The organism is Agromyces bracchium, assembly GCF_009709675.1.
GTDB classification, from domain to species: Bacteria; Actinomycetota; Actinomycetes; order Actinomycetales; family Microbacteriaceae; genus Agromyces; species Agromyces bracchium.
Genome location: NZ_WMLB01000045.1, coordinates 17984 through 30109, shown reverse-complemented (window position 1 = coordinate 30109; position 12126 = coordinate 17984). Strand labels below are relative to the sequence as shown.

Sequence of the window (12126 nt, the reverse complement as noted above, 5' to 3'; positions counted from 1 at the left end):
TGATGTGATGACGACCGCACACGACCCCATCCACCCAGGAGAGATCCTGCTCGAGGAGTTCCTCGAGCCGCTCGGGATCAGCCAGTACCGTCTCGCGCTCACCGTCGGAGTTCCGCCGCGGCGGATCAACGAGATCGTCCACGGCAAGCGGGCCATCACGCCCGACACAGCGCTGAGGCTCTCGCGCGCGCTCGGGACGAGCGAACGGTTCTGGCTCAACCTCCAGAATCGATACGACCTCGACGTCGAGCGAGCGGCGCATCAGAGCGAACTGGACGCGATCACGCCGCTCGTCGCCAGCGCGTGAAGACGCCGTAGCGCGGCATCCGCTCGCCCTCGAACCGGGAAGCGCGCGTCAGCGGAAGTTGACGAACTGCAGGTCGACGTCGAGGTCGGCGGCCTTCAGCAGGCGGATGGTCTCCTGCAGGTCGTCGCGGCTCTTCGACGAGACGCGGAGTTCGTCGCCCTGGATCTGCGACTTCACCGTCTTCGGCGCCTCGTCGCGGATCAGCTTGCCGATCTTCTTCGCATGCTCCTGGTCGATGCCGTTCTTCAGGGCGATCTCGATGCGGAACTCCTTGCCCGACGGGTAGGGCTCGCCCGAGTCGAGCGACTTCAGCGAGATGCCGCGCTTGATGAACTTCGACTGCACCACGTCGAGCACCGCCTTCACGCGCTCGTCGGTCGATGCCTTCAGCAGGATCTTCTCGCCCGACCACTCGACCGACGCCCCCACGCCCTTGAAGTCGTAGCGCTGCTCGACCTCCTTGCGGGCCTGGTTGACGGCGTTCTCCGCCTCCATCTTGTCGACCTTGCTCACGATGTCGAACGTCGAATCAGCCATGCGGGCCAGTCTAGCGAGGGGGTGAGAGGATGCCACGGCTCGCGTGTCGGCGGAGGTTGCACGTCGGATTCGACATGTGAGCCGGCGCTCACATGTCGAATCTCGATGGGTGGCGGGGGCGCCCTCAGCGGAGCCAGAGGGTCGTCTCGCCGGGGATCGTCGCCTTGTCGGGGCGCGGGGCACTGGAGAGGAGCACCTCGAGGCCGGCGAGCCCGGCGGGCAGCGCGAACGGGGTCGTGCTGAAGTTCGTCACCACGGTCCATCCGGTCGGGCGCTGGAAGGCGAGAACGGATGGCTCGTCGAGCGCGATCCACGCGAGCTTCTCTGCACCTTGCAGCTGGTGCCGCATCGCGAGCGCGCTTCGGTACATCGAGAGCGTCGAGGCCGGGTCGGAGTCCTGCGCCGAGACCGCGTACGACCCGAACCAGGCGGGCTGCGGCAGGTGCGAGGCATCCGAGCCGGCGGGCCCGAAGCCGAACGACGGCGCGTCGGCGTCCCAGGGCAGGGGCACGCGGCATCCGTCGCGGCCGACCTCGACGCCGGCGTTGCGGAAGAACGTCGGGTCCTGGCGGGACGCGTCGGGGATCTCGGCGACCTCGGGCAGCCCGAGCTCCTCGCCCTGGTACAGGTACGCGCTGCCGGGCAGCGCCAGCAGGAAGAGCGTCGCCGCGCGCGCTCGCCGGAGGCCGCGAGCCGCGTCGACCGCAGGCTCGACCCCACCCGAGAGCAGCCACGCCTTGCCGAGGTCGTACTCGAACGTGCCATCGTCGGGAAGGCCGTACCGCGTCGCGTGCCGAACGACATCGTGGTTCGAGAACACCCACGTGTTCGACGAGCCCGTCTCGCCGGCGAAGGCCATGTTGCGGTCGACGATCTCGTGGAACTCCGCGGCCGAGAAGTTCGCGCGCAGCAGGTCGAAGTTGAACGCCTGGCCGAGGCTCGTCGGCGCCGCGTACCGGTGACGGCGGGTCGGCGCGACCCACGCCTCGGCGACCGCGATGCGCGGCGGGTCGTACTCGTCGAACACCGCACGCCACTCGGCGTAGATCTCGTCGAGCTCCTCGCGATCCCAGAGCGGGTGCGAGCCGTCGGTCGCGAGCTTCGTCGCCTCGAGCTCGGCGTGCGAGCGCAGCGGGTAGGTGAGGTCCTTCGCGAGGGCGTGCGCGACGTCCACGCGGAAGCCGTCGACCCCGCGGTCGGACCAGAAGCGCAGCGTGCGCAGGAAGTCGTCGCGCACCTCGCGGTTCGCCCAGTTCAGGTCGGGCTGCTCGGGCGCGAACAGGTGCAGGTAGAACTGGCCGTCGCCCACGGGCTCCCACGCCGAGCCGCCGAAGATCGACTGCCAGTCGCTCGGCGGCTCCGAGCCATCCGGCCCCTCGCCGTCGCGGAAGATGTAGCGCTCGCGCGCAGCCGACCCGCGCGGCGACGCGAGCGCCTCGCGGAACCATTCGTGCCGGTTCGACGAGTGGTTCGGCACGATGTCGGCGATGAGGCGGATGCCGGCGGCGTGCAGCGCCGCGATCAGCTCGTCGAAGTCGGCGAGCGTGCCGAGCTTCGGGTCGACGTTCCGGTAGTCGTCGACGTCGTACCCGCCGTCGGCGAGCGCCGACGGGTAGAAGGGCGAGAGCCACACCGCGTCGACGCCGAGCTCGACGAGGTACGGCACGCGCAACGTGATGCCCTTCAGGTCGCCGATGCCGTCGCCGTTCGCGTCGGCGAAGCTGCGCGGGTAGATCTGGTAGACCGCGGCCTGGCGCCACCAGTCAGGGTCGGCGGCGAGCACGGTGGCGTCGGCGAGGGCGGCGGGCGCGGGCGTGGCGTCGGCGGCAGCGGGCGCGGGTGCGGCGTCAGCGGCCGCAGCAGGCGCGTCGGTCGTCGAGGTCCGGGCGTCGGTCATCGGTGGTGGTTCCTTTCGAAGAGATCGAACGGATGCCGCGGGACGGGTCTCGAGACGCGCTTCGCGCTCCTCGACCGGCGGTGGGGCGCCCGCCCCGCGGCATCCGCGCACATTACTTGATCGAGCCTCGGGTCACGCCGGAGATCACCCAGCGCTGGCTGAAGATGTACACGACCAGCAGCGGCGCCATCGCCATGAGGTACGACGCGAACGCCGTCGTGTACTCGGTGTTGAACTGGCCCTGGAACACGTACTGCGCGAGCGGCAGGGTGCGCGCGGCCGGGTCGGTCAGCACGACGAGCGGCATGATGAAGTCGTTCCACGCCCACACGCAGGTGAGGATGCCGACCGTCGCGTTCATCGGGGTCAGCAGCGGGAATATCACCTGCCAGAACACGCGCCAGGTCGAGGCGCCGTCGACGCGCGCCGCCTCCTCGAGCTCGATCGGGATCGAGCGGATGTAGGCCGTGTAGATGAACACGTTCAGCGAGAGCCCGTAGATCGTGTAGAGCACGATCATGCCGGCCTGGTTGTCGAGGCCGAGGATCGCGGTCTGCTTCACGAGCGGCAGCATGATGATCGGGAACGGGATGAAGAGGGCCGCGAGCAGGTAGAAGAACACGCCCTTGAAGAACGGCCGGTGGATGTTGCGGGCCAGCGCGTACGCGACGATCGAGCTCGTCAGCAGCGTGAACACGACCGAGCCGACCGTGATGAGGGCGGTGTTCGTGAGCGCCTGCGGGAAGCTCGTGCGCTCCCATGCCTCGGCGAAGTTGCTCCAGTTGACGGGGTTCGGCCACTCGAAGCCGGTGCCCGACACCAGCTGGTCCGGTGTCTTGAGGGCGACGACGACCGCGAGGTAGAGCGGGATGATGATGGTCAGCGAGCACACCGCGATGAGGGCGGTCGCCCACCAGTTGATGCGGCGGGTGTCGTCGGTCTCGCGGCCGCGGCCGCGGCGGGGGCGTCGTCCGCCGCCGACGGCGTCGGTGGCGCCCGTGGGCACGGCCTCCTCGGCCTGCGCCAGGGTGGTGGTTGCGGTGGTCATCAGAAATCGGCCTCTCTGCGCTGAAGGACCCGGAACTGGAAGAGGGAGACGACCGTGATCACGATGAAGAAGATCACCGCGTTGGCCGTCTGGTAGGCGAACTCGCCGCCCGAGAAGCCGCCCCGGAAGATGAGCAGTGTCACCGACTCGGTCGAGGTGCCCGGGCCGCCGTTCGTCAGCGAGACGATCGGGTCGAACACCTGCAGGAAGCCCTTCAGGCTCAGCACGACGTTGATCGTGAAGAACGCGCCGATGAGCGGGAACGTGATCGAGCGGAACTGGCGCCACGCGCCGGCGCCGTCGAGCGACGCGGCCTCGTAGAGCTCGCCCGGGATCGTCTGCAGCCCCGAGAGGTAGATGATGATCGCGAACGCGCAGGCCTGCCACACGGCGAGTACGACGATCGCCGTCCACGCCCAGTCGGGGCTCGTCAGGATGTTGTCGCGGAACAGGGGGATGCCCGAGAGGATCTTCGGCAGCGAGTTCGAGAAGAAGAACTGGAACACGTAGCCGATGACCAGGATCGCGAGCACGTACGGCACGAAGTAGACGCCGCGGAAGAAGTTCCGGCCGACGATCTTCGCGTTCAGCCCGAGCGCGATCGCGAGCGAGATCACGTTGGTGAGGATCGTCGCGACGATCGCGAACAGGAACGAGAAGCCGTACGCCGCGAGCACGCGGTCGTCGCGGAACAGGTTGGCGTAGTTCGACAGGCCCACGAAGTTCCACGCGCCGTAGCCCGCGTAGTTCGTGAAGCTGAAGAAGATGCCGATGAGCACGGGGAGGGTGTGGAACGCGGCGAACGCGATCACGGCGGGCCACACCATCCAGTAGAACGCGGGCATCGCGCGGCGGGTCTCGACGCGGTTGCGCGTCGCCCGGCCCCGCTTGGTGCCGCCCGTCGAAGACGTGCGCACCGCTTGGGTCAGCGTGGACATGATCACTCTCCCGTCACGGGGATCGTGCGAGCGGCGACCTTCGCCCACTCGCGGTCGAGGGTGGCGAGCGCGGACTGCGGATCGCCGGTGAAGAGGGCCTCCTGCACCGTGGCATCCAGCGGGATGCCGGGCGGGACCTGGTGGTCGATGAAGCCCGTGATCCGGCCCTCCTCGAACCACGGCGCGACCGACTGGATCGCCGCCGAGTCGCTGAGCTCGGCACCTTCGACGGAGGGCACCATGTTCTGCGACGCCGCGAACGCCTCGATCACCTCGGGCTCGAAGAGGTAGTCGATGAACCGCTGCGCCTCCTCCTGGTGCGGGCCGTCCTTGCCCATGGTCACGACGACGTCGACGCCCGAGACGAGCAGGCGGTCGTCGGGGTCGTCGGTTCCCGGGTACGGGAAGATGCCGAGGTTCACGTCGGGGTCGATGCCGAGGATCGGATTCACCGCCCAGATGCCCTGCATGAGCATCGCGGCCTCGCCGTTCGCGAACGCGGCGTTGCCGTCGTCGTAGGTGCGGCCGCGGTAGCCCTCCTGCGCGTACGAGTAGAGCTCGGCCTGCTGCTCCATGGCGGTCGGGAAGTCCTTCTCGAACGACACGGGGGAGTCGGGGCCGACGTCCTCGCCCTCGGCGCGCATCTCGTCGAAGAAGTCGCCCTGCGCGGGGTACGCGCCGAGCGCGTTCCACGACGGGAGCACGGTCCACGAATCCGCGAGCGTGCCGTAGAACGGCGTGATGCCGGCATCCGCCAACGCATCGCACACCGCGATCAGCTCGTCGAAGGTCTCGGGCACCTCGAGCCCCTGCTCCTCGAAGATGTCGCGGTTGTAGATGATGCCGTTGGCGTTGTTGACGTAGCCGAGGCCGTTGACCTCGTCGCCGTACGTGCCGAGGTCGGCGAGGATCTCCTGCACAGCCGGGTTGATGGTGTCGAGCACCGGGTCGCCCGTGAAGTCGTGGAAGACGCCCGCCTGCGCGAGCCGGCCGAAGTTGCCGTTCGCGTTGAGGGTGATCACGTCGGGCGTGCGGTCCTTGACGAGCAGCGTGCGGATCAGCGTGTCGGCGTCGGCGACCTGGTTCTGCACGACGTCGATGTCGGGGTTCTCGGCTTCGAAGTCGGCGATGATCTGCTCGAAGTCCTCGAGGGCCTCGCCCTTGAACTGGAAGAAGTCGAGCTTCACGCGGTCGTCGCCGCTGCCGCTCGCGCAGCCGGCGAGGCCGAGGCTCGCGGCCATGGCGAGGGCGACGGATGCCGCGGCGAGCGCTCGGCGGCGGGCGCGTCGTCTCCGATGCGGCTGCCGGCGGGTGGGGTGGTCGGTCATCATGCGCCTCCTTGCGCGAGGTGGTCGGAAATGGTGGTCGAGTAGCGCGAAGCGCGTATCGAGACCCGGTCTCGGTACGGGCGCTTCGCGTCCTACCCGACCAGCGGGAACGGGGAGGTGAGTTCGAGCAGCACGAGCTGCGCGGGGAACAGCACCGGGGCCTGGAGGCCCACGGTGCCGAGCTGGCGGCCGGTCAGCGTGATCGGCTGCTCGGCCCACGGCAGCGGCGACTGGCCGGGGCCCGCCGCCGGGCTGCCTGCGGCGACGCGCACGGTGTAGCGGCGGTCGGGGTCGAGGCCCGGCAGCGTGAACCGGCCGGGCGGGAGGGTCACGCCGGTGGTCACCTGCGTGAACGTGAAGAGGGCGGATGCCGCGTCGCGTGCGACCACGCCGCGGACGTCGGTCGCGGCATCCGTCACGTCACCGTGCACGAGCACGCCAGAGTGGATGAGGTCGCGGTGGCGCGTGTGCAGTGCGACCCACGCGGCGACGGCGTCGAGGCCGGCGTCGTCGAGGTTCGTGAGGTTCCACTCGATGCCGAAGTGGCCGAGCATCGCGACGCCGGCGCTGAGGTCGAGGCTCACCGAGCGTCCGGTGGAGTGGACCTCGGGGCTCGTCAGGTGCGCGCCCATGAGCTCGGTCGGCACGAGGAGACCGGTGTACTTCTGGATCTGCAGGCGCTCGATCGGGTCGAGCGTGTCGGAGGTCCAGATGCGGTCGGTGTGCTCGAGGATTCCGAGGTCGACGCGGGAACCGCCCGATGCGCACGACTCGATCTCGAGGCCCGGGTGGCGGCGCTTCAGCGCCGCGAGCAGGCGGTAGAGCGCCAGGACGTTCTCGTGCACGCGCGGCCGCCCGGTGTCGGCGGCGCCGGCCTCGAGCAGGTCGCGGTTGTGGTCCCACTTGAGGTACGCGATGTCGTACTCGGCGAGCAGCGCGTCGAGCCGGTCGAGCAGGTACTCCCACGCGTCGGGGTTCGCGAGGTCGAGCACGTGCTGCTGCCGGGCGGGCACGGGCAGCTCGTCGCGGCCGCGGAGGATCCAGTCGGGGTGCTCGCGCGCGAGGTCGCTGTCGAGGTTCACCATCTCGGGCTCGACCCAGAGGCCGAACTCCATTCCCAGCCCGCGCACGCGCTCGATGAGCGGCCCGAGCCCGTCGGGCCAGACGCCCTCGTCGACGGTCCAGTCGCCGAGCCCGGCGGTGTCGTCGCGGCGGCCGCGGAACCAGCCGTCGTCGAGCACGAATCGCTCGACGCCGACGCGCGCGGCCCGCTCGGCGAGGGCCGTCAGGGTGTCGAGGTCGTGGTCGAAGTAGACGGCCTCCCACGTGTTGAGCGTCACCGGGCGAGGGCGGCGCGGATGCTGCGGCCGGGCGCGGAGCTCGTCGTGGAACCGCTTCGACAGCTCGTTCAGGCCGTCGCCCCACGACCCGATCGCCCAGGGCGTCGTGTACGACTCGCCCTCGGTGAGCTCGACCTCGCCGGGGGCGAGCAACTCGCCGGCGGTGAGGAACGCGTCGCCGGTCGGGGTGCGCTCGGCGAGCAGGCGGTGGTTGCCGCTCCACGCGGTGTGGACGGCGTGCACGAGCCCGCGCTCGAAGCCGAAGCCCGTGCGGCCGGCGGCGAGCAGGAGGCTCGCGTCGGAGCCCGGGCGGCCGCGCCGGCTCTCGCGGAGGTGCGTGCCGATCGTGAAGGAGTGCCGCTGCGGGCTGCGCTCGCGGAGGTGGCGGCCCGTCGTGTCGAGGAGCTCGTCGGCGGACTGCGGGAGCGGGAAGGTCGGCGCGAGCGCGGTGAGCGCGTACGGCTCGGGGGAGAGGTTCTCGAGCGTGATGCGCTGGCGGAGGAGGCCCGAGTCGGTCACGCGCAGCTCGATCGTCGCGGCGAGGCGGGCCGAGGCATCCGTCGCCCTGATCACGGCGGACGCGTCGTCGAGGTCGACGTCGATCGCCTCGGTCGCGAGCCGCGTCGAGAACTCGCGGCCGCCGCGGTGCCCGGTGAGGCCGGGGGTGCCGAGCCAGCCCGCCGACTCCTGCGGGATGAGCGTGAGAGGTGCCGGGCGGTCGAGGTTGCCCGAGACGCGCTGGGGGAGCGCCGCGAGAGCCATCGCCTCGAGGTCGTCGCCGGTGACCGCGCCGAGGTCGGCGCCCCAGTGGACGATCGTCGGGAGGGCCGCGCGGGTGGGGTCGAGGACCACGCTGGTGCCGCCGTTGCGGAGATGGATCGGCGCTGATCGGAGCATGAGTAATTTCTACGACGAAAATAACGTGATGTCAATGCCTGCGATCCGATTGCTCGAAGTGGGTCGAATGGCTCCGGTTCGTGTCATCATGGAACGAATCGTGGTGAAGGAGGCGCGGATGACCCAGCTCGAACTCGGCGACTCCGCGCGCGAACTGGCCCGCGAGGTGCTCATCCACGGCCCGATCTCGCGCGCCGAGCTCGGCCGCCGGCTCGGACTCTCGCCCGCGAGCCTCACGCGACTGTCGAAGCCGTTCCTCGACCGAGGGCTCTTCGTCGAGGCCGTCGAGGCCGTGCAGGGCGCGACCGGACGGCCGGCGCGGCCGCTCGACGTGCGGGTCGACGCGCAGTGGTTCATCGGCATCAAGGTCACGGGCGAGGCGGCGTATGGTGCGCTCACCGACCTGCGCGCGACCGCGGTCGCGCAGGCGTCGCGCGAGCTGGACGGGCACGACGTCGACGCGGTCGTCGACGTGATCGTGGGGCTGGTGGGGGAGCTCGTGGGGGCGGCCGGTAGCGCCAGTGCCGGCCCTATGGACGCGGCGGCGAGCGCCGCGGCATCCGACGTCGCCGGCCCTACTGCCCCGGGCGACCTCTCCGACCTCGGCGGCATCGGCCTCAGCATCGGCGGCAACGTCACCGGCCAGCGGGTCGTGACGCGCGCCCCGTTCCTCGGTTGGCGCGACGTGCCGCTCGCCGACCTGCTCGAGGCGCGGCTCGGCGTGCCGGTCGACCTCGAGAACGACGTGACCGCCCTGACGACCGCGGAGCAGTGGTTCGGCCCGGCCCGGGCGCACGACGCGTTCGCCGTCGTGACGGTCGGCGCGGGCGTCGGCTACGGGCTCGTCATGCACGACCGCGTCGTCACGACCCCCGACACGGGCCTCGGCCTCGGCGGCCACCTGCCGCTCGACCCCAGCGGACCGCCGTGCCTCGACGGCCACCGCGGATGCTCGACCGCCATGCTCGCGATCCCGAGCATCTGCGCGCAGGTCGGCATCGCGCTCGGACGCGAGGTGGGCTACGACGAGGTCCTCGAACTGTCGGCGGCGGGGCATCCGGCCGCCCGATCGGTGACGGATGCCGCGGGCCGCGCGCTCGGCCGCATGATGGGGTACATCGCGAACCTCACGATGGTCGAGTCGATCGTGCTCTCGGGCGAGGGCGTCGGGCTCTGGGAGGTCGCCGGCGACACGGCGCTCGCCGCGCTCGCCGCGGACCGCGACCCCGAGGCGACCCCGGTGGAGGTGTTCGTCGACTCGGCCGGCTTCAGCTCGTGGGCCCGCGGTGCGGCGGCCGTCGCCATCCAGGCGTCGCTGGCACGCCTGCGCCTGCCCGCCTGACGCGCGCTCGGCGCACCGCGGGTCAGCGCTCCGGCGGGACCGCCGTGGAGGAGCGCACGCGCAGCTCGAACGGCAGGGGAGTCGCGGCCGGCGGCGCGGCATCCGGACCGGGCTCGAGCTGCTCCATCAGGATGTCGACCGCCTTCTCGCCCTGGCCGCGCGGGAACTGCGCCACCGTCGAGAGGCCGAAGAACTCGGAGAGGTCGTAGTCGTCGATGCCGATGATCGACACGTCGCGCGGCACGACCATGCCGAGGTCGCGCGCCGCGAGGATCGAGCCGATCGCCATCTCGTCGGACGCGGCGAAGATCGCCGTCGGCCGGTCGTGCGGCACGCCGAGCAGCTGCTTCGCCGCGTGGTAGCCGCCCTGGATCGTGAAGTCGGCGGGCGCGAAGATGCGGGGGTCGGGCTCGACGCCGGCGTCGCGCAGTGCGGCCTCGTACCCGAGGCGGCGGTTCGTCGGCAGGTGGAAGTCGAGGTCGAACTCGAGGTCGCCGCCGATGTGGGCGATGCGGCGGTGCCCGAGCGCGATGAGGTGCTCGGTCGCGAGCCTGGCCACCGCCGCGTCGTCGATCGTCAGCGTGCGGACGCCCGGGATCGGACCGCCGACGCCGACGAGCGGCTTGCCGAGGTCGTGCAGGCGCTGCACCTCGTGCTCGGTGAGCTCGAGCGAGACCGCCACGACCGCGTCGACGCGCTGCCGCAGCAGGAAGTGCTCGAACACGCTCGAACGCTCGCGGCCGTCGCCCGACAGGTTGTACAGCGTCACGTCGTAGCCGTGCCGGAGCAGCGCCTGCTGCGCACCCTCGAGCACCGACGCGAAGAACCACCGGTTGAGGAACGGGATCACCACGCCGACGTTGCGCGTGCGCCCGGACGCGAGGCTCGACGCGTTCGACGAGACGACGTAGCCGAGCTGCGCCGCGGCATCCACCACCTTCGCCTTCGACGCCGGGGAGACGTGGCCGCGGCCGCTCAGGGCGCGCGAGACCGTCGCGGTGGAGACCCCCGCGAGCTTGGCCACCTCTTCGATGCCGACCATGGATTCCTCGCCTGACGCCGTCCGCCGGGAACGCGGACCGGGCCAGCCGATCCTATCGCCGCGCGGAGTGGCGCGTTGAGGCCCTCCCCGGCGTGCGGTAGAAAAGAGCGGGTCCGGGGCGGGCCTTCGGGGGGCCTGGCTTGCCCATACCCACCTCTACTCGAAGGGAACACCGCCGTGAAGTGGGTCAAGCGCATCGCCATCGGGCTCGTCGTCGGGTTCGCCCTGTTCTACACGATCACCCGGCCCGAGGATGCCGCGAACGCCGTCCAGGGCGCGTTCGCCGCCGTCTGGGGTGCCGCCGAGGCGGTCGGCCGGTTCTTCACCTCGCTCGCATCCTGACGGAGTCCCCGTGAGCTCCGACGCCCGCAGCATCTTCGACCCCCACGTCGAGCGGTTCCTCATCGCCGACGAGGGCGAGGTCGTCGTCGACGAGGTCGCGAAGCACTGGGCGGCGATCGTGACGCCGGTGCTCGGGCTCGTGGCATCCGTACCGCTGCTGCTGCTCGCGTTCGTCGTGCCGCCGCAAGCGTGGTGGCTGCCCGCGGTGCTCGCGATCGGGCTCGCCTGCTACTGCCTGTGGCGGATCCTGCAGGCCCAGATGGACCGGTTCGTGATCACGAACATGCGCGTGTTCCGGGTCCACGGCATCCTCAGCCAGAACATCGCGACCATGCCCCTCTCGCGGATCCTCGACATCTCGGTGCACCGGCCCGTCGTCGGCCGCATCTTCGGCTTCGGCCACATCATCTTCGAATCGGCCGCGCAGCGGCAGGGGCTCAACGAGATCCGCTTCGTGGGCTCGCCGAACGAGCGCGACCTCACGATCCAGCGAGTCATCGCGCGGGCCGGTCTGCGCGGTCCGGTGAACCGGGCGACGGGGGTGCCACTGGGCCCGGGCGGGTCCGCCGCGGCGACCGGTTCGCAGGCCGCGTCGGCGACGGGCGCGGTACCGCGCGACGGTTCCGGAGCCGCCGAACGACCCGACGGCCTCGGCCCCAACGACACGGTCCCGATCCAGCGGCTCTGAGACCGCGGGGTTGCCCCGCCGGGGTCGCTGGGCCCGCTGTTCGCCTCGATTTCACGCATCGGCCCGCCGCGGGTATCCTTGTGTGGCCCCCGGTCATGTGAAGAACGTGGTCGGGCGTTCGGCGAGTTACCCAAGCGGCCAAAGGGATCTGACTGTAAATCAGCTGTCTACGACTTCGGGGGTTCGAATCCCTCACTCGCCACCATCTGGAAGCCCCGGTTCGCCGGGGCTTCTTCCGTTTCCGGGGCGGATGCCGCGGATCGCCGCGTGATGCAATGAGATCCCGCTCGGTGGGGCGCCCAGGGTAGGCGGCGCACGGAATCTCATGTACCGGACTCCGGCCGCTGGCGACCGCCGGCACGCGAGTGCCGCGCCGCGAAACCGGTTGCGGTGCGGCCGCACGATCGTCTACTCTGATCA

The 12126-nt window shown here is 70.7% G+C and carries 11 protein-coding genes and 1 tRNA gene; 5 read left to right on the top strand and 7 right to left on the bottom strand.

All coding sequences use genetic code 11. From position 1 onward, the window contains the following. Positions 1-7 precede the first annotated feature (7 nt). Positions 8-307, top strand: coding sequence for a HigA family addiction module antitoxin (locus tag GJ743_RS18515; protein WP_155053384.1), 300 nt, complete (start codon positions 8-10; stop codon positions 305-307). Between the two features lie 48 nt (positions 308-355). On the opposite strand, the gene GJ743_RS18510 is transcribed toward GJ743_RS18515, so the two are convergent. From GJ743_RS18510 to GJ743_RS18485, 6 genes are all read right to left on the bottom strand, one after another. Then, complete coding sequence (locus GJ743_RS18510) at positions 356-844, bottom strand: YajQ family cyclic di-GMP-binding protein (RefSeq protein WP_155053383.1); 489 nt, start codon at positions 842-844, stop codon at positions 356-358. A 124-nt stretch (positions 845-968) separates the two neighbouring features. Further along, positions 969-2741 (bottom strand): glycoside hydrolase family 13 protein, encoded by a 1773-nt coding sequence (locus tag GJ743_RS18505; protein ID WP_155053382.1) that lies wholly within the window; start codon positions 2739-2741, stop codon positions 969-971. Between the two features lie 112 nt (positions 2742-2853). Then, positions 2854-3789, bottom strand: a complete 936-nt coding sequence (locus GJ743_RS18500; RefSeq protein WP_155053381.1) for a carbohydrate ABC transporter permease — start codon at positions 3787-3789, stop codon at positions 2854-2856. Further along, positions 3789-4727 (bottom strand): carbohydrate ABC transporter permease, encoded by a 939-nt coding sequence (locus tag GJ743_RS18495; protein WP_155053380.1) that lies wholly within the window; start codon positions 4725-4727, stop codon positions 3789-3791. The genes GJ743_RS18500 and GJ743_RS18495 overlap by 1 nt, the downstream gene beginning before the upstream one ends. 2 nt (positions 4728-4729) lie before the next feature. Beyond that, entirely contained in the window at positions 4730-6055 is a 1326-nt protein-coding gene (locus GJ743_RS18490; RefSeq protein ID WP_155053379.1) for an ABC transporter substrate-binding protein, read from the bottom strand. 92 nt (positions 6056-6147) lie between these two features. Continuing rightward, positions 6148-8292, bottom strand: coding sequence for an alpha-galactosidase (locus tag GJ743_RS18485; RefSeq protein WP_155053378.1), 2145 nt, complete (start codon positions 8290-8292; stop codon positions 6148-6150). Between the two features lie 118 nt (positions 8293-8410). Between GJ743_RS18485 and GJ743_RS18480 the strand changes: the two genes are divergently transcribed. After that, a complete protein-coding gene (locus tag GJ743_RS18480; RefSeq protein WP_196217063.1) occupies positions 8411-9634 on the top strand; it encodes an ROK family transcriptional regulator in 1224 nt (407 codons plus the stop codon). Between the two features lie 22 nt (positions 9635-9656). On the opposite strand, the gene GJ743_RS18475 is transcribed toward GJ743_RS18480, so the two are convergent. After that, positions 9657-10676: a LacI family DNA-binding transcriptional regulator gene (locus GJ743_RS18475; protein WP_155053376.1), complete on the bottom strand. Its 1020-nt coding sequence runs from the start codon at positions 10674-10676 to the stop codon at positions 9657-9659. Between the two features lie 177 nt (positions 10677-10853). On the opposite strand from GJ743_RS18475, the gene GJ743_RS18470 reads away from it, so the two are divergent. From GJ743_RS18470 to GJ743_RS18460, 3 genes are all read left to right on the top strand, one after another. Then, positions 10854-11018 carry a hypothetical protein gene (locus GJ743_RS18470; RefSeq protein ID WP_230386917.1) on the top strand — a complete coding sequence of 55 codons (165 nt, stop codon included), beginning with the start codon at positions 10854-10856 and terminating at the stop codon, positions 11016-11018. Positions 11019-11028: 10 nt separating this feature from the next. After that, the gene (locus GJ743_RS20320) at positions 11029-11706 is read left to right on the top strand and encodes a PH domain-containing protein (protein WP_328289340.1); all 678 of its coding nucleotides are present in this window, start codon (positions 11029-11031) and stop codon (positions 11704-11706) included. 120 nt (positions 11707-11826) lie between these two features. Next, positions 11827-11911, top strand: a tRNA-Tyr gene (locus GJ743_RS18460). The last annotated feature ends 215 nt before the right edge of the window (positions 11912-12126 follow it).

Coding starts and splice junctions, on each gene's coding strand:
- GJ743_RS18505 (WP_155053382.1), bottom strand. CDS start 2,741: ATGACCGACGCCCGGACCTCGACGACCGACGCGCCTGCTGCGGCCGCT.
- GJ743_RS18495 (WP_155053380.1), bottom strand. CDS start 4,727: ATGTCCACGCTGACCCAAGCGGTGCGCACGTCTTCGACGGGCGGCACC.
- GJ743_RS18490 (WP_155053379.1), bottom strand. CDS start 6,055: ATGACCGACCACCCCACCCGCCGGCAGCCGCATCGGAGACGACGCGCC.
- GJ743_RS18480 (WP_196217063.1), top strand. CDS start 8,411: ATGACCCAGCTCGAACTCGGCGACTCCGCGCGCGAACTGGCCCGCGAG.
- GJ743_RS18515 (WP_155053384.1), top strand. CDS start 8: ATGACGACCGCACACGACCCCATCCACCCAGGAGAGATCCTGCTCGAG.
- GJ743_RS18475 (WP_155053376.1), bottom strand. CDS start 10,676: ATGGTCGGCATCGAAGAGGTGGCCAAGCTCGCGGGGGTCTCCACCGCG.
- GJ743_RS18485 (WP_155053378.1), bottom strand. CDS start 8,292: ATGCTCCGATCAGCGCCGATCCATCTCCGCAACGGCGGCACCAGCGTG.
- GJ743_RS18510 (WP_155053383.1), bottom strand. CDS start 844: ATGGCTGATTCGACGTTCGACATCGTGAGCAAGGTCGACAAGATGGAG.
- GJ743_RS18500 (WP_155053381.1), bottom strand. CDS start 3,789: ATGACCACCGCAACCACCACCCTGGCGCAGGCCGAGGAGGCCGTGCCC.